Origin of the sequence: Peribacillus sp. NPDC096447, from assembly GCF_044762725.1 — a bacterium.
Lineage (GTDB): Bacteria > Bacillota > Bacilli > Bacillales > DSM-1321 > Peribacillus.
The window spans coordinates 1-22,770 of record NZ_JBIWEV010000010.1 but is presented as its reverse complement, the minus strand read 5'-3'; the positions used below and the strand labels follow the sequence as shown (position 1 = coordinate 22,770).

The 22,770-nt window shown below is 34.8% G+C and carries 22 protein-coding genes and 2 pseudogenes; 9 read left to right on the top strand and 15 right to left on the bottom strand.

All coding sequences use genetic code 11. The annotated features are described in order from the left end of the window. Positions 1 to 274 precede the first annotated feature (274 nt). The 6 genes and pseudogenes from ACIQZD_RS23565 to ACIQZD_RS23540 form a co-directional block, all read right to left on the bottom strand. Entirely contained in the window at positions 275 to 1,111 is an 837-nt protein-coding gene (locus tag ACIQZD_RS23565; RefSeq protein WP_402906907.1) for an alpha/beta fold hydrolase, read from the bottom strand. Between the two features lie 296 nt (positions 1,112 to 1,407). Continuing rightward, positions 1,408 to 2,014: pseudogene (locus tag ACIQZD_RS23560) on the bottom strand (alpha/beta hydrolase). Continuing rightward, the gene (locus ACIQZD_RS23555) at positions 2,011 to 2,958 is read right to left on the bottom strand and encodes a ring-cleaving dioxygenase (protein ID WP_402906905.1); all 948 of its coding nucleotides are present in this window, start codon (positions 2,956 to 2,958) and stop codon (positions 2,011 to 2,013) included. Before ACIQZD_RS23555 ends, ACIQZD_RS23560 begins: the two are co-directional and overlap by 4 nt. Positions 2,959 to 3,062: 104 nt before the next feature. Next, complete coding sequence (locus ACIQZD_RS23550) at positions 3,063 to 4,004, bottom strand: ring-cleaving dioxygenase (protein WP_402906903.1); 942 nt, start codon at positions 4,002 to 4,004, stop codon at positions 3,063 to 3,065. A gap of 555 nt (positions 4,005 to 4,559) precedes the next feature. After that, on the bottom strand, positions 4,560 to 5,006 hold the full coding sequence (locus tag ACIQZD_RS23545; RefSeq protein ID WP_402906901.1) for a MarR family winged helix-turn-helix transcriptional regulator: 447 nt from the start codon (positions 5,004 to 5,006) through the stop codon (positions 4,560 to 4,562). 131 nt (positions 5,007 to 5,137) lie between these two features. Further along, positions 5,138 to 6,229: a low temperature requirement protein A gene (locus tag ACIQZD_RS23540; protein WP_402906899.1), complete on the bottom strand. Its 1,092-nt coding sequence runs from the start codon at positions 6,227 to 6,229 to the stop codon at positions 5,138 to 5,140. A 257-nt stretch (positions 6,230 to 6,486) separates the two neighbouring features. On the opposite strand from ACIQZD_RS23540, the gene ACIQZD_RS23535 reads away from it, so the two are divergent. The 5 genes from ACIQZD_RS23535 to ACIQZD_RS23515 all read left to right on the top strand — a co-directional run bounded on the left by ACIQZD_RS23535 (position 6,487) and on the right by ACIQZD_RS23515 (position 11,154). Beyond that, positions 6,487 to 7,047 carry an NADPH-dependent FMN reductase gene (locus tag ACIQZD_RS23535; protein WP_402906897.1) on the top strand — a complete coding sequence of 187 codons (561 nt, stop codon included), beginning with the start codon at positions 6,487 to 6,489 and terminating at the stop codon, positions 7,045 to 7,047. A gap of 173 nt (positions 7,048 to 7,220) precedes the next feature. Beyond that, positions 7,221 to 7,865: an isochorismate family cysteine hydrolase YcaC gene (gene ycaC / locus ACIQZD_RS23530; protein ID WP_402906895.1), complete on the top strand. Its 645-nt coding sequence runs from the start codon at positions 7,221 to 7,223 to the stop codon at positions 7,863 to 7,865. A 208-nt stretch (positions 7,866 to 8,073) separates the two neighbouring features. Further along, entirely contained in the window at positions 8,074 to 8,718 is a 645-nt protein-coding gene (locus tag ACIQZD_RS23525; RefSeq protein WP_402906893.1) for a hydrolase, read from the top strand. Further along, the gene (locus ACIQZD_RS23520) at positions 8,715 to 9,308 is read left to right on the top strand and encodes an antibiotic biosynthesis monooxygenase (RefSeq protein ID WP_402906891.1); all 594 of its coding nucleotides are present in this window, start codon (positions 8,715 to 8,717) and stop codon (positions 9,306 to 9,308) included. Before ACIQZD_RS23525 ends, ACIQZD_RS23520 begins: the two co-directional genes overlap by 4 nt. A gap of 13 nt (positions 9,309 to 9,321) precedes the next feature. After that, positions 9,322 to 11,154: an amidohydrolase gene (locus tag ACIQZD_RS23515; protein ID WP_402906889.1), complete on the top strand. Its 1,833-nt coding sequence runs from the start codon at positions 9,322 to 9,324 to the stop codon at positions 11,152 to 11,154. A 593-nt stretch (positions 11,155 to 11,747) separates the two neighbouring features. On the opposite strand, the gene ACIQZD_RS23510 is transcribed toward ACIQZD_RS23515, so the two are convergent. The 5 genes and pseudogenes from ACIQZD_RS23510 to ACIQZD_RS23490 form a co-directional block, all read right to left on the bottom strand. Further along, positions 11,748 to 11,936 (bottom strand): hypothetical protein, encoded by a 189-nt coding sequence (locus tag ACIQZD_RS23510; protein ID WP_402906887.1) that lies wholly within the window; start codon positions 11,934 to 11,936, stop codon positions 11,748 to 11,750. After that, complete coding sequence (locus tag ACIQZD_RS23505; RefSeq protein ID WP_402906885.1) at positions 11,911 to 12,084, bottom strand: hypothetical protein; 174 nt, start codon at positions 12,082 to 12,084, stop codon at positions 11,911 to 11,913. Before ACIQZD_RS23505 ends, ACIQZD_RS23510 begins: the two co-directional genes overlap by 26 nt. 181 nt (positions 12,085 to 12,265) lie before the next feature. Continuing rightward, positions 12,266 to 12,442 (bottom strand): DUF4083 family protein, encoded by a 177-nt coding sequence (locus ACIQZD_RS23500; protein ID WP_402906883.1) that lies wholly within the window; start codon positions 12,440 to 12,442, stop codon positions 12,266 to 12,268. A 356-nt stretch (positions 12,443 to 12,798) separates the two neighbouring features. Then, entirely contained in the window at positions 12,799 to 13,182 is a 384-nt protein-coding gene (locus ACIQZD_RS23495) for a YkvA family protein (RefSeq protein WP_402906881.1), read from the bottom strand. Positions 13,183 to 13,422: 240 nt separating this feature from the next. Further along, positions 13,423 to 13,905: pseudogene (locus tag ACIQZD_RS23490) on the bottom strand (ABC transporter substrate-binding protein); the annotation flags it as partial. A gap of 657 nt (positions 13,906 to 14,562) precedes the next feature. Between ACIQZD_RS23490 and ACIQZD_RS23485 the strand changes: the two are divergent. Further along, positions 14,563 to 15,096, top strand: coding sequence for a DinB family protein (locus ACIQZD_RS23485; protein ID WP_402906879.1), 534 nt, complete (start codon positions 14,563 to 14,565; stop codon positions 15,094 to 15,096). 437 nt (positions 15,097 to 15,533) lie between these two features. Here ACIQZD_RS23485 and ACIQZD_RS23480 read toward each other — a convergent pair whose 3' ends face one another. After that, positions 15,534 to 16,496: a polysaccharide deacetylase family protein gene (locus ACIQZD_RS23480; RefSeq protein WP_402906878.1), complete on the bottom strand. Its 963-nt coding sequence runs from the start codon at positions 16,494 to 16,496 to the stop codon at positions 15,534 to 15,536. Positions 16,497 to 16,985: 489 nt separating this feature from the next. Here ACIQZD_RS23480 and ACIQZD_RS23475 point away from each other — a divergent pair, with 489 nt between their 5' ends. Together ACIQZD_RS23475 and tagU are read left to right on the top strand one after the other, a co-directional pair. Next, positions 16,986 to 18,317 carry a glycosyltransferase family 2 protein gene (locus ACIQZD_RS23475; RefSeq protein WP_402907004.1) on the top strand — a complete coding sequence of 444 codons (1,332 nt, stop codon included), beginning with the start codon at positions 16,986 to 16,988 and terminating at the stop codon, positions 18,315 to 18,317. Between the two features lie 94 nt (positions 18,318 to 18,411). After that, the gene (tagU, locus tag ACIQZD_RS23470) at positions 18,412 to 19,347 is read left to right on the top strand and encodes a polyisoprenyl-teichoic acid--peptidoglycan teichoic acid transferase TagU (RefSeq protein WP_402906876.1); all 936 of its coding nucleotides are present in this window, start codon (positions 18,412 to 18,414) and stop codon (positions 19,345 to 19,347) included. Positions 19,348 to 19,798: 451 nt separating this feature from the next. Here the strand turns inward: tagU and ACIQZD_RS23465 are convergent, their stop codons facing one another. Further along, positions 19,799 to 19,999: an aspartyl-phosphate phosphatase Spo0E family protein gene (locus tag ACIQZD_RS23465; protein ID WP_402907002.1), complete on the bottom strand. Its 201-nt coding sequence runs from the start codon at positions 19,997 to 19,999 to the stop codon at positions 19,799 to 19,801. A 196-nt stretch (positions 20,000 to 20,195) separates the two neighbouring features. Between ACIQZD_RS23465 and ACIQZD_RS23460 the strand changes: the two genes are divergently transcribed. Continuing rightward, entirely contained in the window at positions 20,196 to 20,408 is a 213-nt protein-coding gene (locus ACIQZD_RS23460; protein ID WP_402906874.1) for a hypothetical protein, read from the top strand. Positions 20,409 to 20,721: 313 nt separating this feature from the next. Here the strand turns inward: ACIQZD_RS23460 and ACIQZD_RS23455 are convergent, their stop codons facing one another. Both ACIQZD_RS23455 and ACIQZD_RS23450 read right to left on the bottom strand, forming a co-directional pair. Continuing rightward, positions 20,722 to 21,804, bottom strand: coding sequence for an ABC transporter permease (locus tag ACIQZD_RS23455; RefSeq protein ID WP_402906872.1), 1,083 nt, complete (start codon positions 21,802 to 21,804; stop codon positions 20,722 to 20,724). Continuing rightward, complete coding sequence (locus tag ACIQZD_RS23450) at positions 21,794 to 22,498, bottom strand: ABC transporter ATP-binding protein (RefSeq protein ID WP_402906870.1); 705 nt, start codon at positions 22,496 to 22,498, stop codon at positions 21,794 to 21,796. The genes ACIQZD_RS23455 and ACIQZD_RS23450 overlap by 11 nt, the downstream gene beginning before the upstream one ends. Positions 22,499 to 22,770: the final 272 nt, after the last annotated feature.

Genomic DNA, 22,770 nt, shown 5'->3' with positions numbered 1-22,770 from the left:
AAGAATCGCACTCAGTTGAATTTATTTGGATTGCGGTCAATAAACTCCTCGACATCTGCTTTTAACCTATAGACAAGGTCGAAATAACCCTCTTCTGAAAGGGAACCTTCATATCCTTCATCTAATGCTTCTTGCATTAGAATAAATTGGATATGTTTTAAAACCTAAGTGGCAACCTAACGAAAGTTGACACTTAGGTTTTATTTATCCTCATAACAACCTTGTAAAAAAGAAAGATGGCGCTTCTTTTTTAAGTAAAACTGTCATTTCTTTATTAGTCTTTTAAAAATGTTAGTAACGCTTCATTAAATTCTTTTGGATGAGTTGCGTTTAATCCATGCGGACCACCCTTTATTAGAGCGAGCTTACTACCAGGAATGGAATCATATGTACGTTTTCCACTTAACTCAAAAGGTACAGTTGCATCAGAGTCACCGTGAATAATAAGAGTAGGTATATTGAACTTTTCCAAGTCCTTTCTAAAATCTGTCTTACTAAAGGCCGTAATACAATCGAGCGTTCCCTTAGGTGATGCACTAGCTGCAATATCCCGATTATATAAACGGAATGGCTCACTAACTAAATCTGTTTGATTACCAGCCGAGAAAAATCCCTTTGTAAAATTGTCAAGAAATGCAAGGCGGTCATTTATCACGCCACTTTTGAATTCTTCAATTGTTGCATCATCTAATGCTCCTTCAGGATGATCCTCTGATTTGTATAAATAAGGAGGAACTGCTCCAGCAAAAACAGCTTTTTCAATACGATCTATTCCATATGTACTAATGTATCGAGCTACCTCACCTCCACCCATAGAAAAACCAACAAGTGTGACGTTTTGAAGATCTAAATGTTCTAACAGTTTATGTAAATCAGAAGCAAATGTATCATATTCATATCCTCCCCACGGCTGAGATGATTTTCCAAAGCCTCGACGATCATATGTTATGACTCTGTAACCTGCTTCAATAAGAGCTGGCACCTGATATTCCCAAGATCGCCCACTTAAAGGCCAACCATGTATTAAGACAACTGGTTTCCCTGAACCATGGTCCTCATAATAAAGTTCAATTGGAGCATGATTTTCATTACCTACAGTAAATTTTGCCATAAAAATTCCCTCCCATATTTTCATTATTAAACCTATATTCTTACTTTTCTGATCAAAAAAACTTTTTACTCCAAAACATTTAAAATATTTTTTTGCAAAATGTTTATAGGGTTATTATATTCCCTACTATCAAAATTTCAAAATTATGTAAGTGCATTAAATCAATTAATATATTAGATTTCAAAGCAACTCCAAATAGTTGGAATCAGGAATCACACCCCTGCTTAAAACATCAAGTCTTATTTGTCGATTTCCTCTGCAATTTTAAGTTATTACAAAAAATTTAATTTGTATTCCTAAAGTTTAAAAACCCTACGATACCAGTGAGCCGCAGCTTCAACTTCATCAACAGTCAATTGATGCCCCCTATTTTCCCAATGAATTTCAACTTTCACATTAGCCTTTTCAAATAAGGATTGAAGTTCAGTAGATTCCATCGGCGAACATATGGGATCATTTTTACCAGCAGCAATAAATACTGACTTTCCTGACAAATCAGGAAGAATAATTCCTTTTCTCGGTACCATCAGGTGATGGAGAATTGCTCCCTTTAATGCATTTTGATAGTGGAATAATAAACTAGCAGCTATATTAGCTCCATTTGAGTAACCAATAGCAATCATGTTTTCTCGATCAAAATTATACTTTGCAGCAGAATCATCAAGAAACTCATTTAATTCTTTTGTACGGAAAATCAGATCTTCCTCATCGAATACACCTTCAGCTAATCTCCGAAAGAATCGAGGCATTCCATTTTCCAATACATTTCCGTGGACACTTAGCACTGAAGCCTCGTCATCAATTCTTCCTGCTATAGGTAATAATCTAATTCATTTCCGCCAGGACCATGTAATAATACGTTGGTTTCGTTGAATCTTTACCCTTATTAAATATATGTTTCATGTTTGATCTCCCTCCAGAACGCGAACTTCCACAGTAGGTAAGGCTTCTTCTAATGCTTCACGTTTTGGCTCCAGCCAAGATGGTAACATCAGTTTATTACCAAGCTCAGCGACAGCTTCATCAACGGAAAAGCCTGGCGGATCGGTCGCTATTTCAAAAAGGATACCGCCTTGTTCATGGAAATACACAGCTTTGAAGTAGTTTCGATCACGAATCTCAGTCGGATAATACTCCTTATCTTGAAGAAGTGTTCTCCATCTCAAAAGATCTTGGTCATCCTTTGCCCTCCATGCGATATGGTGAACAGTTCCAGCCCCTTTTAACCCGCGTACCGAAGGAGTTAACTTAATATCAATTGTATTTCCAAACTGACCATCCGATTTAAACCTAAGGAAGCTCGCTTCTTGCCCAAGACATTCGAGCCCTAATACGTTTTCAAGCACATTCGCAGTTTTATTAGGCTGAGTTGAAATTAAAATAGCTCCACCAAAACCTTTAATTGCAACCTCTGAATCGACTTCTCCAAAACTCCAATTATTTTTTGGTCCTTCATTTCGTTCCACTAATTCAATTTCGAGACCATCTGGATCTTGAAATTGTAAATATTTTTCTCCAAAACGTACTGATTGAATAAACCTAATTCTAAATTTTTTCAAACGATTTTCCCAAAATTTAATTGATTGATTCGGGATGATAAAACTGGTTACTCCAACCTGTCCTGTTCCAATTCGACCTTTTAACTGCTTTGGCCACGGAAAAAAAGTTATAACAGACCCAGGTTGACCAGTTTCATTTCCAAAATAAAGATGATAGACTTCTGGACGATCAAAGTTTATCGTCTTTTTTACAAGTCTTAACCCCAGTATGCCAGCATAAAAATCAATACTTCTTTGGGCATCGTTCACCATTGCTGTTATATGATGGATCCCTGTTGTTTTTTGCAACCTCACCATTCCCATTCTTTTCATTACTTTGATCAAGAAATTAATTAGGTCTCTCTATGGAAAAAATCTCACCTAATTTTGCATAATTTGTCCAGCTAACCAACTCACAACTTTAATTCTCTTACCTCAAATGGTAATAAACTTTGTTTAATCTGCCCTCTAAACTGTTCGTACTGCTCTGGCAACATTAATTTTTCTCCCATCGTCGCTTCGGATTCATCGTGGGCAAATCCTGGAGGATCTGTTGCAATCTCAAAGAGAATTTCCCCGTGTTCTCTAAAGTAAATCGCATTAAAATAGTTTCGATCTCGTACAGCAGTTACCCCATATCCGTTTTCCTCAACATATTTTTGCCATTCCAATTGGTCTTGATCATCCTTTGCCCGCCATGCAATGTGGTGTACGGTTCCAGCACCCATTGTCCCGCGTCCTATTGGCGTTAATTTTAAGTCAATGACATTGCCAATTTCTGCTGAAGAACGGTAACGTGCAAAGTCGCCTTCCTTGCCGATTAATTCTAGTCCCAATATGTTTTCTAACAATGCAGCCGTTTTGTCAGGATGGGTCGATAATAAAGTAGCACCGCCAAAGCCTTTAATAGCTACCTCAGGTGTTACCCCGCCAAAGGTCCATGTATTTACTTCTCCTTCTTCCCTTTCAACAATTTCCAAGTGTAGCCCATGAGGGTCATCAAATTCCAAGTATTCCTCACTAAAGCGCTCCTTTATAGTAAAAGGAATATTGAAGGATTCCAGTCTTTTTTTCCAGAACTTCATAGATCCTTTTGGAACAACATAAGATGTAACGCCTACTTGACCATCACCAATTTTCCCTTGACTAGCTCCTGCCCATGGAAAAAATGTCATGATTGTTCCTGGTTTTCCACCCTCATTACCAAAATAAAGATGGTAGGTACCTGGGTCATCAAAATTGACAGTTTTTTTCACTAAACGTAAACCTAATACACCTGCATAGAAATCAACATTCTCTTGAGGATGACCAACAATTGCAGTAATGTGGTGAATACCCATCGTTGTTTTACTCATTTTATTTTCACTCCTATTTTTATTTCTGGTTAGACAACTAACCTTAAAAAAAGCATCGCCAATTTGTCGATAATTGTATATACGACTTTCAGGGTGTTTTTTCCTCTGTCTGAAGTTTTTTCCTTTGTCTGAAGTTTTTTATTTCTATAAATATTGGATCTCTATTTTTATTGAAAACAGAATCATGAAAATTATTCACAATATCTATTATTAAGTTAGTTATTAGCCATTCGTAAAACATTAAGATAATAAAGGGAGTATCGCCCAACATTTTGGATATCAAAGTGAGTATTAATGATATATGATTTCCAATGATTCATATGAAATAGGTCAGAAGGAGAAAAAGTTATAGTTGGGGTTGACATTATTGAAGTTTTCACAGGAAGCTATATTGAATTAGCGATTACTATTTGAAATAGCAAGAAAATTCACCTTTATTCAATCAGAGAATAGATAGCTTCGCAACAAAACTCCTTTTTATCACTTACCAGAAATTGAAAAGTGGTTTTAAGTTTACAGGTGCTTTTACCATTAATGCTGATATGTCATTACCTCCTATGGTTTTTGAATTTTCCTAAGTAAATCTAGAAGCTGTTTTTTTTCCTTGTAATTTAAGTTGGAAAATTGTGATGCCTGAAATTGTTCTTGTTTTGAAACAATTTCATAAAAAAACTCTTTTCCAACCTCAGTCAATGAAAGGTATTTTGTTTTCCATTCCTGTTCCCGATTAATCAATCCCAACTCTTCCATTTTCTTTAATAGTTGAGTGATATTGCCTTTCGTCACAAAAAGCTTGTTTGCAAGTTCTTGTTGAGACAAGCGCTCATGCGAACCCACTTGAACCAAGATATCGAATTGTGCTGTCGTTAGATTCCATTTCTTTAAATGTTGATTGGATTCCCGGATACTCTGGTTATATATTCGAGTTATTCGAAACCATAACATTAATCCTAGTCGTTCCTCTTTTTTAGTTGAGGAGCGATTCGTTATATTATCTTTCATGAATGTCACCTCATTCTAATTTTATTACAATCAAATTATGGATAAACAGATTTAATGTCAAATGTAAAAAATACTATATATACAAATAAACCAGCACTATAGTTTGATACTGGTTTAATTGATGCTTTTATTTATGTAGTTGTTAATTTAGCATAGATGATAAAAAACAGGGTTAATTGTCCTATTATCATAATATTTGGTATTACTACAATCAAATTAATAACAAAAAAGACTGCTAAAATCCCTAAAAATAAGCATAAATGATAAATTTTCAAACGGTGTTGTTCAAACCTGTATTGATGAAAAACAATTGTAGTTGACAGGAAATAGAGCAATACAGCACCAAAAACAAAATATAGGATAAAAGAATATTGGACCTCATCTAAAAATAATAGTCTAATGGATGCTGCAACCATACTCAAAGACATTAAAATAAACAGATGACCGTAAATAATAATTTGACCAGAAGTTTGTCTAGACTTGTTGAGTTTCTTCTCCATGTTATCGAAATATTGCCACCACATCGAAATAATGAGGATAAATGAAATGATCGCAAAGCTTATTGAATCCCAATTTCCTTGTTTAGGTTGAATGACCGCAAGAGTGCTTATAAGAGCTTCCCCAAAGAGAATAATGGAAAATAGACCAAATCTCTCTAACAAGTGGGCTGTATTAGTTGGGACCTTTTCTAAACACTTTCTTCCAAGCAGTGGAATAATAATATCGATAAGAATTCCGAAATACAACACAGCATACCGAATCCAAGAATCAAAAAAGACGGATAATAATGAAATAACGATTCCAATCCAAAAATATCTTCCTAGAAAGAGTGCTGCTTGCTTACGAACTCCTGCTTCTATCCGCTGGACAATAAGATATTGGATCGCAGTCACAGCCCTTAACCCAATATAACCTATTAAAAAAGAAAGATAATGAGGATCAAAATCAGCTGATAAGCTTGATGTCATTATTAGGACAAAAAACATTTGCAGGATCAAAAAGATTCGTTGATAAAATAAATCTTTTCCGAATCGGTTAACAAAGATGGTTTGCCCTACCCAAGCCCACCAGATCGGAATAAAAATTAAGACAAACTTTACTAAATACTCTACATGGATATGACCATCTTCAACATGAAGTAAAACATGAGTTGCAGCCGCAACCGCCGCCACAAATAACAAATCATAAAAGAGTTCTAACCACGTGACTTTCTTTTCTTCCATTTCTGCACTCCCTCCAATTTTTTTATAGTTACTAGTATGCTGGAAATATAAAGTGATTGGAAGAAAATAATATAGACATAATCTATTTGGCATAGTCACAAAGACTAGAAAGAAAACTAATGAGAAATCCTTACATCCTAGATTTTTTGTAATAAATACTTCATTAAATTAAACAGTTTAAGATTAGGCATAATGCCACTTTTTTCAGTTTGTTATATCATGGTAGGATGAGATGATTTTAACAAAGTAGGAAATATATGACTAAGACCATTGGCCTTATTTGTGGTAGTTTACGACAAAACTCTTATAATCGAATCATTGCTCAATCATTAACTGAGATGGATGATTCCCATCAATTTCGTTGGATTGAGATAAATAACCTACCTTTTTTTAATGAAGACTTAGAAATAAGTGTTCCAGAAACAGTGACATCATTTAAATCTGCTATCCAGGACGTTGACGGTATCATTATTGTAAGTCCAGAGTACAATTCTGGAATTCCAGGCGTATTAAAGAATGCATTGGACTGGGCATCAAGACCTCGGGAATCCGCTGTTCTTAGCAGAAAACCGGTTGGCCTAATTGGAGCAACTCCTGGGGGGTTAGGTACTGTTTATGCTCAGATGCAAATCAGAGAAATACTAGAAACTATGCAAGTTCATGTTCTTCCATTTCAAAAAGTGCTGATTTCTCAAGTACATGAAAAGATTGATTCCGATCAGAAAGTGCTTACTGACGAACAAACAAAACGTTATCTTCAGCGTTATTTACAACAATTTATAAATTGGATAGATAAAACTCTTGTTTTAGATAAATAGAAGTAGAGCAAGCATTTTTAAAAATAAATCTGACGTTTTTTCTGATTTTCAAGAAAATTATTGACGTCAATATAAGTTTAATTATAAACTGATTGGGAAAATGAAGAAATTCAGGATAAATACTCCAATGTTTAAACTTTCTTCATTACCTTAATTATTAGGAGGAATACATAATGTCTGATCTCTATTCTCGTATTCGTAAAGATGATGCTGTCGTTCTTTTAGTGGATCATCAAACTGGCCTTATGGCTGGACTAGTTCGTGACTATGGTGTTGATGAATTCAAGAACAATGTTTTGGCTCTTGCTCACACTGCTAAGTTTTTTGATTTACCAGTTATTTTAACAACAAGCTTTGAACACGGACCTAATGGACCATTAATGCAAGAATTGGTTGATCTCTTTCCTGATGCACCAAAAATAGCTCGACCTGGACAAATTAACGCATGGGATAATGATGATTTTGTAAAAGCAATCGAAGAAACTGGAAAAAAACAACTTATCATCGCGGGCGTAGTTACAGATGTTTGCGTTGCGTTCCCATCACTTTCCGCTATAAAAGCTGGGTATGAAGTATTTGCTGTTACTGATGCTTCAGGCACTTTCAGTAAACAAGTTGCAGAAGCTGCCAATACGCGTATGGCACATAATGGCGTGCAACTTATGAACTGGTTTAGCGTAGCGTGCGAACTACAACGCGATTGGCGCAACGATGTCGAAGGTTTTGGCAATTTGCTTGCTAGTAATCTTCCAGGTTATCAAAATGTAATTGGAAGCTATATGGGAGCTCAGCGAGATCTTAGTAAACAAAATGCATAAATTTATTCCTAAGAAATAGCTATCAATCACTTTTTTTAAAGTGGATAGCATAAATTTAGCGCTGATTTAATCAGCGCTCCTTTTTTCAATAAGAAGTATAGCAGGGCTTTTATTTTTACGATTACAGCTGAAATTAATAATTGCCTTTAAGAAAACATTAAAATTGTTTCAAAAAACTTTATTATTTTAAAAAAAGGAGTGTTTTATTATGAGTAATTTAGAATTGTTAACTCCGGAGAACAGTGCATTAATTTTGATTGATTTTCAGCCTCAAATGACTTTTGGAGTTGCAAGCATTGACAGACAAACATTAATGAATAACGTTATGCTGCTTGCTAAATCAGCAAAAGCTTTTAACGTACCTACTATTCTTACTACCGTTGAAACACAAAGCTTTTCTGGTTATTTTTGGCCACAAATTCTTGACATATTCCCAAACCATGAAATTATAGAACGTAGTTCAATGAACTCTTGGGAAGATTCAAAATTTGTTGAGGCAGTTAAAGCAACAGGTAGAAAGAAATTGATATTTGCAGCACTTTGGACTGAAGTTTGCCTTGCATTCCCTGTGCTTGAAGCAATTAAAGCTGGCTATGAAGTTTATGCAGTTGATGATGCTTCAGGTGGTACTAGTTTGATAGCACATAACGCTGCTATGCGTCGTGTAGAACAAGCTGGAGCAATTCCAGTGACAGCAATTCAAGTTTTACTTGAATACCAACGTGACTGGGCACGCAAAGACACTTATGATGCTGTTATGGAAATTGTAAAAGAACACACTGGCGCTTATGGTCAAGGCGTGGAATACGCATATACTATGGTACATGGCGCGCCTCCAAGCAGGAAAATATGAATCAAGAAAGAGTAACTGCCGGAGAAACTCATAAAGGGAACACTATGGATGCTGGTGGTCCAGTAACAACAATTGTTACATGGGAAATCCAAGAAGGTAGAGAAAAACAGTTTGAAACGTGGAGACATGAAGTCGAAGCTGCCGCTACTAAATTCCCAGGGCATTTAGGCGTAAATCTAATAGTCCCCAATAACGGATCCAGAGAGTATACTGTTGTTTTTCGCTTTGATACGTATGAGCATCTACGTGCTTGGCAAGAATCAGATATTCGTCGAGATTTGTTAAAAAAGGCAGAACCATTTCAAGCTACTAATCCAACTTACAAAACTGAAAGCAGTTTGGCTTATTGGTTTGTTACTCCGAAAACGCCAGTTCCACCGCCAAAATGGAAAATGTCTATTGTTACCGTTCTTGGTGTATGGCCTCTTAGCAAGTTGGTTCCTATAGTGATAGGGCCTATAATAAAAAATATGAATCCTATTATGTCAGCCTTTTTTGTTTCTGTATGTATAGTGTCCTTGCTATCATGGGTAGTAATGCCGATTCTCGGTAAAATATTGCATCCATGGTTACAGAATAATAGGAAGTAGGCGAGGTGTGAACATGAATTTACCGGATATGATTTTATATAACGGAAAAATCACTACTCTTGACCCATCTCAACCTGAGGTATCGGCTATCGCCATAACTGATGGTTTAATCACTGCAGTAGGTGGAGATGAGCTTCTTAATAGTGCCACAGAAAAAACAAAAAAAATAGACCTTAAAAGAAAGAGAGCTATTCCGGGCTTGAATGACTCTCATATACACGTTATTCGTGGCGGTCTTCATTATAATATGGAATTGCGCTGGGAAGGTGTGCCATCACTTGCTATTGCTCTGGAAATGCTTAGAGAGCAGGCAAGGCGTACACCTGCTCCTCAGTGGGTAAGAGTAGTTGGAGGTTGGTCTGAATTTCAATTTAAAGAAAGACGGATGCCAACTTTGGAAGAGATTAATGCTGTCTCTGAAGACACGCCTGTCTTTGTGCTACATCTTTACGATAGAGCACTTGTAAATCGTGCAGGGCTGCGTGCACTGGGATACACAAAAGATACCCCAGACCCTCCGGGCTGTTTAATTGAGCGAGATAAACGAGGTAATCCAACGGGTCTTTTAATTGCCAATCCTAACGCTTCTATTCTTTATTCAAGTTTGGGTAGAGCTCCAGTACTTAATTTTGACGACCAGATTAACTCAACTCGCCATTTTATGCGCGAATTAAATAGATTAGGTATCACAAGTGCCATTGACGCAGGTGGTGGATTCCAAAATTATCCTGATGATTACAAAGTTGTTGAACATTTAGCCGAGAAGGATCAATTAACTTTGCGTATTGCTTATAATCTATTTACACAAAATCCAAATCATGAATATGAAGACTTTGCTTCATGGGCAAAAATTGTTTCTCCGGGTCAAGGAAATGATAAGTATAAAATGAATGGTGCCGGAGAAATGTTAGTATTCTCGGCAGCCGATTTTGAAAAATTTCAAATGCCGCGGCCCGACCTAGCTACGGTGATGGAAGCTGACTTAAAGAAAGTAATTTCTCTATTGGTGGAAAACCGTTGGCCATTCCGTTTACATGCAACTTATGATGAGTCAATAACACGTTTCTTAAATGTTTTTGAGGAAGTCAACAGCGAAATTCCTTTTAATGGTCTACGCTGGTGGTTTGACCATGCAGAAACAATCTCAGATCGTAGTATGGAACGTGTTAAGGCTTTAAATGGCGGTATTGCCATCCAAGACCGCATGGCTTTCCAAGGTGAATACTTTGTTGATTTATACGGAAAGGAAGCTGCAAAGCATACTCCTCCGATTTATCGTATGCTAGACTTGGGTATTCCAGTTGGCGCCGGTAGTGATGCAACGAGGGTTTCCAGCTATAACCCTTGGGTTGCTCTTTACTGGATGGTTGCAGGAAAAACCATTGGTGGTCTTTCGATATATGATGAAAAGAATAAACTTGACAGAAAAGTAGCCCTGGAACTATATTCCAAAGGAAGTGCATGGTTCTCTGGTGATGAAGATAAAAAGGGAACCCTTGCAGTAGGTCAGTTTGCTGATATTGCTGTATTGTCTGCTGACTACTTTACAGTGCCAGAAGAAGAAATCAAAGACCTTGAATCATTACTCACCATTATGGGTGGGCAGGTTGTTTATGGAAATGATGAATTTAAAAATTTATCACCTGAATTGCCGCCAGCATCACCTGATTGGGCACCGACGGGAGTTTATGGTTATGGTGGTACTAACCTAGCCCACAATATACTTTCTCACGATGCCCATGATCACAAACATAGTTGCAGTAACCCTCTCCATCAACACACTCATACCGTAATAGGAAAAGATGGAACTAAATGGGGGATTGGTTGTACTTGCTTTGCTTTCTAATAAGGGTTTGGGGCCGAGGACGGACCCAAACATAAAAATGAAAAAAGCCTAACTTTCTCTTTAAAGAAAAAGTTAGGCTTTTTATATTATTTTAAATAAAGTTTTACATTTTCTATTTCAGTCCGTGATTATCTCAATTATTTTAAAATATTTAGGGATTTGTTTGATGAGATAAAATTGAAAAAACCCTGTATATCAACTAAAACACAGGGTTTGATCGGTTGTAAATTTTATCAAAATATACAAAGGTATGTAACTTCGGATGATTGGTGCATCCTTTTTAATTTTTGTATAAGAAACATTTACTTCATTTAAATATTGAAGAAATTTTATTCTAATTCCCAATTATCACTGTATCAAGAGAAGGAAAGAAAAAGTTTGCAAAATATAGTTCATCCACTGAAAGTTTTGTTAAAAAGATAAGGGCTTCCATATCACCTATTTTGTAATTTCCCTTACTAGTGGAAAACAATTTCCGAAAGATATTCGCCTCTACTCGATTTAAGCAACTTAATATATATTTGAACACTTCTTTTCCCAAACCTTTTTTATAAATGTGTACATACACCTCATTCTCTTCTATATGAAAAAGATTACTTTAAATTATGACTTCTCCCCAATAACTCACTTGCCTCTTCTTCATTAAGAATTCGATTATATACATCCATAATATCGATATGATTGTATAACTCACTTGGTTCTTCAAGAAGATGAGTATTGAATTTTTTAAACTTTGAATGCAGCATATTAATTTCTTCATTTGTTGCCAATTTTATATTCACATTTTACCCCCGATGTTAATTTTGTGACTTGATAAACTACTTTTCCTTCTTGATTATGAACTTCTTCTGCTTGAACACTTTCTGAAAAGATTAGAAATACTGCACATAAAAGAAGTACTTTTTTCAAGGTTACCTTCAACACTGACATAAAACCTCCCCCTTTTATAAATAGTTCATGTTTATTGTGTGGGGTTTATATATTTTATGTCTCTTATTTAAAAAAAGCTGAATAGCCTTATGCAACTAACCTGCCCCGTTAGTTCCATAAGAAAAGAGCTGCCTTAAAGACAGCTCCAATCTTCAGCTAACGCGCCCGTTAGAGAAAAAGATTAATTTTTCTTATCCTTTTCAAGTAAATCAATAATTCTATCAAGCTTTTGTTCGATATTTTCTGACTTGCTTGGTTGTTTAGTAACGAGAGAACGAACAAGAATAAACACACCAAAAAATACCCCAAATAGACAAATAAACGTAAATAGTTGAAATATTACATCACCAATATTCATATTAATTCCTACCTTTCCCTAGTTAAAAAAATAAAGACTAACCAAAATGATTAGTCCTATGAAGAAGAAATTAATTGTTACCAAGTTTTTCTTGGTAATAACTCCAAGCTGAAATTGCCCATGCCGTTGTTATTTCACCAACAAAAGATAGTAGTCCGACAACAAGTTCCATAGTTATCAACTCCTTCAATATTATTATATGTGGTGTTTTTTATTCGTTTCCTTTATTAATTTTAGTTTAGATTCTAAGAAAAAGTTATTGTGTCACAGTTCGAATACACTACGCTTATTGAACTAACCTGCCTCGTTAGTGCCATAAGAAAAGCGTCACTTCCTTCTAAAAGTAACGCCACCCTTTAATTTAAGAAATTATAGATTGTAATAATTCCCCATATTAAAATTAAACCCCAAATTAATATTATTATTGAGCCGACTATCCAATTCTTAGGTTTACCTTTTTTCATCAACTCTTCTGCCTTTTCTTCACAGTCGGTTAATACACTCGCTGGAATCATCTTTAATCCAAGCATTATACCTAATGGAACGATAATTACATCGTCTATATAGCCAAGAATCGGTATAAAGTCAGGTATTAAGTCAATTGGACTGAATGCATAAGCAACTACACAAGCAGCGAATAACTTTGCATACCAGGGTACTCTATTATCTTTATAAGCAAAGTAAAGTATAAAAACCTGTTTCTTCAAATTCCTTGTCCACGCTTTAATTTTTTTAAGCATTTTATTCTCCAAATAACATTTATTTTTATTCAATTATATCAAAAGTAAGATTAATAAATGTTTTTTCTTATAGAACTAACCTGCCAGTTAAATAAGGTCTAGCATCAATCTAAGGATATCTTTGTCACCCACATTGAAACAACACTTCTGTTAACTAATAATTTGCGAAAAAAGAGCAAAAACCAGAAAGTATGAATATACTTTCCGTTTTTTCCCTAAAGTGATAGAACCTTTGAAATTTTACTTACTAGTCATGATCTCTTCAAGTTCTTCTAACATTTTGTTAGCTGCAATTACACCGCCAGCAGTATTCCAAACGGCGTCACTCACCTCATATGCATTTCCTTTTTTTACTGCATTTAGATTATTCCAAAGAGCTTCACTTGTCCATTCTTTTGCAGTTTTTATTGCTTCTTTATCTCCACCTGGAGCATATGTAAAGTAAAATAGAATATCTCCATCCATTTTAGGAATAACTTCTTTACCTACTTCCAAAGAAAAATTACCAAGCTTATTGGCGTTAAATAATTCTTTTTGTTGCTCAGCACGTTTAAATCCTAATTGGTCAAAAATCACGCCTGAAAATGAATCTGTGTAATAAATATATGAAGTGCCTGCTAGGAAACGCACAACAGATACTTCTTGGTTTACCTTATCACCTAGCTTTTCTTTTACATCTGCAATGTGTTCATTGAATTGCTGTAATACTTCATTCCCTTTATCCTTGTTACCACAAGCTGCTAAACAAACTAAGCAAAAGACTGATAACAATAGAAAAATAGTTTTTGAATATGTACTTATTGTAAATCTCATTGTAAACCTTCTTGTACAATTAAATATTGGTATAATGACGTTTCTTGTACTCTAAGACCATTATGAGTGTATATAACTTAATTTCAATCTATTAACTGAACATAGATAAAGAGATGAGTTAATGAACCTACAACAGAGATAAACCCTTATAAATCCACTAACGATAAGGTGTTAAGAAACTTACGAGTTTTGGTACATAGATGGCAGATATACAATCTAAAAATGTACGTTGTTAAAAGAAATATAAAGTCATTGAAATTTACTATTAAAAATGTAAAGGAGGCACTACTTAAATTGTAGTACCTCCTTCTAAAGTTCTTTAAAAATATTCAGTTCAACTTTAATTCAGAAATCAAAACAGCTAATAAAGTTTTTTAAAAACATAATAAAACTGTTTGAAAACGTCAGTCATGTTATTCCATAAAAGGGCCATTTTCTTGAATAAAAGAGAAGGGATTATTTGTAGGTAAGTCGAAGTTAATGTCAGAAGATGTTATTTTGTTTAGCATTGGGACGTACTACTCAACATTAAGGAGAAAGAAAATTATAAAGAAAGTGGGAGATCTATTGGATACAAAAGAGATATTGAAGCGATTCGAACAGGTGGCTACATACTATATTGAAGAGTTAAGTAAATATTCCCTAGATGAGTTTACGAGGAAGCCTTCTGAGGATGAATGGTCATTAGGACAAATGTACAATCATTTAATAAAGGGCACCCTTTATCTTCATTTGAAAGCCATTAAGCAATGTGCTAATGGCACTACTTCCGATGGCGGTAAAAAAACAGAAATAGGCGAATCGATTTTCAAAGAAGGAACGTTTCCCCCAATCAGGGTAAAAGGTCCGGATACACCGGATTTCACACCGCCAAATCCTACAGGAAAAGAAGAAGTAAAGGAAGGACTGCTTCAAATCATTGAGAAAATGCAAGAGATAGAGAGAAAGCTCTCTGACATCCCGGCCAGTCAGAAAGTTCAGCACCGGAGAATGGGATATTTAAATGCAGAGGAATATTTTCAGCTAATCGAAATGCATTTCCGGCACCACTTACGGCAAAAAGAACGTATCGATCAGTTTCTTTTAAAAGTAAGTAAGTAATTTATCTTTATTGTTGAAGCAGTTATTGACCGTCGGAATATCAGCAGGAGCCCAGTTGAGGGAGTTTAAAGAGCTGAGAAGGTGCCATTCAAGTTAAACCAATAAGCAGTTTACAACGAAGGTTGATTATAAAACCGTTGAATGACGAATAGAATTGTTCCGTTAAAGGCCGCGTTGCTAAACGATGAGCAGTCGCTTTTTTACTAGGCGGAACCGAATAGTTCTATAAATGATTGGATGTAAATAATTAAGAAGCCCAGCTAATCTTCTCATGTGAAGGTAGCTGGGTTTTTAAAATTGGATGTGCAAAATACCACTTAAAATATACGCAAAAAATCTCCTAAAGTGACAACTCTAATTATAGTAATCTTAAGAAAACAAAAGCATCCCCAATAGGGTAAACCTATTGGGATGCTTTTTATTTTTATAGTTGATTCTTATTTACCTAAGAGTGTTGGAACGGTAACAAATTCATAGCCCTGTGCACGTAATTGGTCAATGATTTGAGGCAATGCCTTAACAGTTTCAAATTTCCCGGATGCATGGTAGTTATGTTGAAGGACTATGACCCCAGGGCTTGCATTTTGCTTCACTCTTGATTGAATATCTTCGGCAGACACTCCGCTCCAATCCATTGTATCTGCCGTCCACATGATCGAACGGTATCCACGATTATTAAGCAGTGCTACCTGTTGATCTTGAATTTCACCATATGGGGGTCGGAATAAATCTGTTTTTAACCCTGTAATTTTCTCAATTTCTGCGGTAGTGAACTGTACATTTTCGATAAATTGTTGGTTCGTGAGATCTGGTAAATGCTGGTGACCCCAAGTGTGGTTACCTATTGCATGCCCCTCTCTGTAAATTTGTTTTAGAAGTTCAGGATACTCCCTTGCCTGCTTCCCTACCACAAAGAAAGTTGCCTTCACACTTTTTTGTCTTAAGATATCTAAAATTTGCGGAGTATAGATATCTTCTGGACCGTCGTCAAAAGTAAGGGCGATTCTTTTCTTACTGGGATTACCCATATAAATCATTTCATTTTTTATTGGAACATTTATTATTTGTCCAGGATAAATCCAATGAGGATTTTTAATTTGGGGGTTAGCTGCTCGTATTAACTCAGGTATAGAAACACCGAGTTTAATTGAAATATTATAAAGTGTTTCCCCTTTACTAATGTACGTTTTAGGAACTTCTAATTGTTGTCCTGGCTCAAGTATAGTAGATAGTAATTTGTTCAGGTTTACCACCTTATCTACTGATGTTCCATACTTGTCGGAAATTTTCGAAAGGGTATCTCCCGGTTGAACTGTGTAAGTTACAGCCATTGAAGGTTTTTCGAAAATAGGAAGAAAAACTAAGATAAATACTATTAAACCGGTCACTTTTTTAAGCATGATTTCACCACGTCCTGATCACAATACTTTGAAACACTACACTTTAATGAAAAATGGAAAGCAATCTTCTAAACTTTTATTATATTAACTACTTGGAATCTTTAACCCATCTCATTGCGGATGATAGGCAACCCTTTTACAAGAAAAAAATAAAACGTCCTCCATATAAGGAGGACGGAAAATCATCGTCGAGAAAATCATAGCACACTATAGTGACAAAACAATACAGTCTTATTATCTAAAAAAAGCCTCATTGTGTGTAGGGCAACCTAATTATCCGGAGAAAATTTTCCCATTTTTTTCGACACATATCCTCAAATTACATCAAAATTCGTGGGCATTTGGTATTCTTTTACCATTGAACCCTCGTAAAAAAATATTCTTTATGCAAATATTATTAGTAAAGTGGGGTTATTTTTTCTTTACTTATGTCAATAAAGGAGTGTTTTTTTGGATATTTTTGTCGAATTTTTGTTATTTTTATGTATTGTGTTTCCTGTGCTTCATTTATTCCATTGTTTACCTTGGTTTCGTGAACAAAACGAAGGGCTCAAAAAAAACCTTAAAATAGATAAGGGAATTAGCATCTTAGTCCCTTGTTACAACGAACAGGGAATTATAGAAACTTCGATTAAGAGCATGAAATCATTATCTTATTCCCAATTTGAGGTCATTTATATCAATGACGGTTCAACGGACTCAACAATGATTCTTTTGAATAGATTTCTAAAGTTAAGACCATGTTCAAAATCTCCGCTCAAAAGACTGTCTCATAAAAAAGTTGAGGAATTTTATCAGTCCGAGCTGTACCCTAATATTTACGTCATAGATAAATTGAATGGCGGAAAAGCTGATTCCTTAAATGCAGGGATTGAATATTCAAGTCAAAGTTTAGTGGTCACATTAGATGCCGACACCATCCTGACAAATCAGGCCTTATCAGTTGTTAACGATACTTTTGAGGATGAGGATGTCGTTGCAGCCGGCGGAATGGTGCATGTTTTGCAAACAAAAACAGCTAAACCTTTAAATCGCTTGTCTTTACTCCATGCAAACATGCTAATACGAGTTCAAACTTTGGATTTCCTAAAAGCATTCTATATTACAAAGATGTCTCTTTCACGCTTTCATGCTCTAGCAATCATATCGGGAGCATTTGGTATTTTCAAAAAACAAGTGCTTCTAGATGTGGGTGGTTACCGATCAACAATAGGAGAAGACATTGACATCACACTGCGCATCCATAGGCACATATCGAAACATAAAAACAAGAAAATTATTTTTATACCGGAAGCTATTTGTTATACCGAATTGCCTGAAACCTGGAAGGATTTAATCAAGCAGCGCGTACGCTGGCAAAAAGCATTTATTGATTGCTTTATCCATTTCCGGTCCTTTTTCGGGAAAACTTTATTTACTAAATCCGTCTCTTTCTTTTACATATTCGAGTCATTTCTAGTAGGCACCATCGCTCCTTATGTGATGACAGGTATAGTTGTGCTAAATGGGATCTTAAACCCTCCATCTTCCTATGTTCATTACATATTATTTTATTTGCTTTACATTTTTTTATTTGGAATAGCGTATGACTTGGTGGCAATTGGAATGGGTAAGTATTACGGGTTTTCGTTTCAAAAGAAGGATGCATCCCGCTTACTATTTGCCATCATCTTTGATATTTATGTCTATCGATTTGTAACGATGTACATCGTATTGTATGGAAGTATTTCTTATTTCTTCAACAAAAAATGGAACAAGGTTGCTCGAACAGGACGAAATTATCAAACTGATTCTAAACCTGATTCTAAACCTGCAGCATAGTCATGATTATTTTCAAAATGTTTTTTATAACTTAACAGGGAACAAAAAACTGTGAAAATGCTCAATTTTAATAGCTTTTAAAGTGAGGTGCAAAATGGGTACTAGAAAGAGAAAAAAAGTTCTACTAATGATTTTAACAATAATTTGTGTATTAATTATAGGGTCAGGCAGTTATACATATTATTTATGGCACATGGTAACCTCAACAGTAGCAAATATTGAAGAAAATATCGATCGTGATAAATCTGAAAAACGATTAGAAAAAATTAACTTCAAAGAAGGTGATCCGATAACTGTTTTGCTAATGGGGATTGATAATCCAGCAGGTCAAAAACGTGGGCGGTCCGATTCATTGATCTTATTAACGATTAACCCTCACTCCGAATCGATGCACATGGTAAGTATTCCTCGCGATACGTACACAAAGATAAAAGGGAGCTGGAAGACAGACAAAATTAACCACGCTTATGCGATCGGCGGCACTGAGATGACCATTCGTTCTGTGGAAAATCTCTTAGATGTTCCTGTTGATTATTTTGTGAAGGTAAATATGAAAAGTTTTAAAGAAATTGTTGATACAGTAGGAGGAGTGGAAGTAAATAATGATTTAGATTTCACTTATTACAATGTGCATTACCCAAAAGGTCCTCTCCATTTGGATGGTGAAAGAGCACTGAGGTATTCTCGGATGAGAAGTAAAGATCCGCGAGGAGACTTCGGCCGGCAAATGCGACAACGTCAAGTAATTGAAGCTATAATACAAAAAGGCGCAAACATATCCTCTATCACGAAATTTGGCGAGATGGTTAAAGTCGTTGAAAATAACGTAAAAACGAACTTGACTTTCGATGATATGTGGGATATTCAATCAAATTATAAAGATGCTCGGAAAAATATAGAGCAGCATAAAATTGAAGGAAAAAGTAAGGAAATAAAGGGTACTTACTATTATATACCTGATAAGGAAAATCTTCGTACAGTTTCTAATGAACTGAAAAAACACATTGAGATAAACAATAAAACTCCGTAATAAATTATTTAATCATTTGTTAATTCAGTTCTGGTGCAAAAACTCCAAGATAAATTGCAATTAATCCTTAAATCATGGACATTTTTTTGGTTTAAGTCTCTGTTATCAAACTGTTATTTTTCATTAACTAAACTGTAAACAAGCTATGATATGGTAGATACTCCAAGGAATTTCCTTTAGTAAAAAGCCGGCAATCCTTTATCAGAGGAAAGCCGGCTTTTTCATTCAAAGAAATTAAGGGTAGTTGCCATGTTTAAGCCCTAAACAAAAGGTCCTTTCACATTAGACTACTGAACGGAAAAAAATGACGTTTTCCAGTATCCACAATTTAGCAACTTTATTGTGATTACATGCTTTAATGAATACACCTTTGATATGAAGAAAGTGTCAAGTTTACATTCACTGCGCCCTCTTACCAATAAAAATAAAAGCCAATGATTCCTTAGCGATACTAGAAGGGCTTAGTATTATCAATCAAATAGATTAGGCGATTAACTTGTATATCCTGTTTTTTTGCCTTTTCAAATAACAGATAATTAAGAAGACGATCTAGCTGATGACTTGCATTAATTGTTGCCGGGGACGTTAGTCCATGCAGATTTCCAAGGAGGATCATTTCTTCTCTCTTTCTATTAATTTGAACAAACAACATCTCATATGGATTTTGCACCATCACTTTATCCCCTTATATATACATAAGTGAGGAATGTTTTTTTGTGAGGTTCTTTATTAATTACGAACATCCATTGCAAGTTACCTAGTAAGACTAGGGCGGTGCTTGATTGGAGAAGATTAAACATACTATAGGGAGAGGTATAATTCAATAGTATTATGGAGGGGACAATAGTATGAAAACATTAAGCAAAATAGAAGAAGAATATCAGGAAATCATTCTTTTAGTAAAAGAGCCTATGAGAAGCCATCTATTGATGGAGTTAATGACCGAAATGGAAAGGGAATATCATATCCCTTTGATACGTACTGAAGATTGGGAAATTAAAAATAAACCAGTTATTGCATTATATAGAAAGATCAATTTAAACAATAACTTAAATTTTTAACCATTTCTAATATGGTTAAAAAAAGTCCATTTTCGGGCCATTCTTTTAAGGATGGCATTTTTTCCCTGGAACTAATTATAAAGTAAAAAAGATCTTATGTAACTAACCTGCCCCGATATTTCCATTAGAAAAAGGCTGCCTCAGCAACCTTCCTTATTGAAGTAAAGCACCTGTTAGTTCATTAAGAAAAGCGATTCTTATTAAAGAATCGCGCCCTTTTCTGGAATAAACAAGGAGCTTACTCAAATACATTAGAATTATCCAATTAGCCCCAATATAGTTAATAAAAAAGTTAATACACCTGTTAAAATAATTACAGGAAGAGACACCCACTTTTTGAATGTATCCATACTGTATTTAACAAATCTTTATTATAAGGAACAACAAAAAAAAAATGACTGGCTAACATTTTTTTGTATAGACTTCTTAACCAAGAATTAATAAAAAAGGTAAAACAAATAAAAACCACCCATTTTAACCAAACAGGTAATACGATTATTGCTGAGATTGTAATAATCATAAGATGACAATAGGAGGTTAGATAGCTTTTATTCCGCAAAAATACTTTTAATAGTATTTCCAAAAGTCCATTCTCTTTGGTACGTGTCTTAAAGATCCTCCTTGATTCTCGAAAAAAAAGAAGGGGTCTTTTTTTCTGATTGTTTATTTCTTTTTCTACTTCCATAGAAAAATTTAAAATGAGTTTAATATATCTAATCCGTTCAATATTCTCAATTTCTATTTCTTTTAAAAACCATCGATTTGTTTTTGTTATTTGAGTTAAATGGAAAATGAAAATAACAAAAATACATAAGATACTTCCAATTCCGTATATGACAGAATTTATGTTTAATATCATTAAAATTGAAACAATAAATGTTAAGGGATAGATCATCCACTTATAGAGAGTTCGATTGATTATTTTCTTTAAAGTCAAGAAAAGGAACCGAAAAGCATTAACTGCCAAGTACAATAATAATATTTCCGTTAGTAAAAATTTATAAATTAAAATAAATATAGGCAAGATCAAAATAAAAACAAGGGTTACACCTAGGATCATCAGTAAAAATGAAGAAAGAAAACCATATAGCTTTAACTGGTGAAGGATTGTTTTTCGTTGCATCAGATACAATAAATCTGCTTCCAAAAGGTACGTTCTAAAGTTTCCACTAACAGACAATAAAAATACCACAAGCAATAGTACAGATATAGGAAGTTTCTCATTCCAATAAAGGTGGACGTATTGCCATGCATCAACATAGAGAAAAGGGACAATGAGAATTACCGGAATGACTAAATATAACATAATCGACCAATCTAAAACGGACCGTATAACTTCCCATTGAAAATTCCACTCTTGAACGAACCTTTTTGTAAATAATTTTCTACCTGACATATGAATCATTCTCTGTAAGAACATCAAAGCAATCAAATAAAGAACCTTGCTTTAATCCACTATCTTTTCGAATATCTTCAAGTGTTCCTTGTATGACGAGTTTTCCGTTTGAAATTAAAACAAATCTATCACAGGTCTTTTCAGCCGTATCAAGTACATGTGTGGACATTAAAATACCTGCTCCCCTATCCTTTTCTTTTTTTATCATTTGCAATAGTTTTTTGATTGCTTTCGGGTCAAGACCCATAAATGGTTCATCAATGATATATAAATCTGGTTTTTTTAGAAATGCAAGAATTAGCATGACTTTTTGCTGCATCCCTTTTGAGAAATTCTCTGGAAAATGGTGAAGCACATGTGATAAATGAAAAAGTTCTAATAGTTCATTCGCTTTAAGTTTAAAGAGTTCTTCGTCAACATTTAATGTGGATAAAAGAAAATCCACATGTTCCCACAATGTCAATCTATCATAAAAGATTGGTCTTTCTGGTATATAAGCATATTCATTTACATGGATATTACCCTTTACATAGTTAAGGATTCCAAGTATTGATTTTATTGTTGAACTTTTACCTGCTCCATTTGGACCAATCAACCCTACAAGTTCTCCTGAATCAATAGAAAACTGAATATCCTTCAACACAGGTGAAACATTAGAATAACCAGCTTCCTTAATATCTAATGATAATAACAATATGTTTCTCCCCCGATTCCAGTTATTAAGTATGTAATCATGACAAGTATTATCTAAAATACGAATAGATGGATAAATAGTTTCATTTATATAATTTTTAATGCAGCACCTTCTTCCACTAAATGGCCCAATTGTTGAAGAAAGATCAAACAGCGACTCTTCAACTATCCTGCCCCGTTCGTATTATAAGGTCAGCCAGATATTTCTGGTTGAACAATTTTTATATCGATATATGATAACGGTAGCTGGGGTAGAACGTTCCTGCCCGTGGG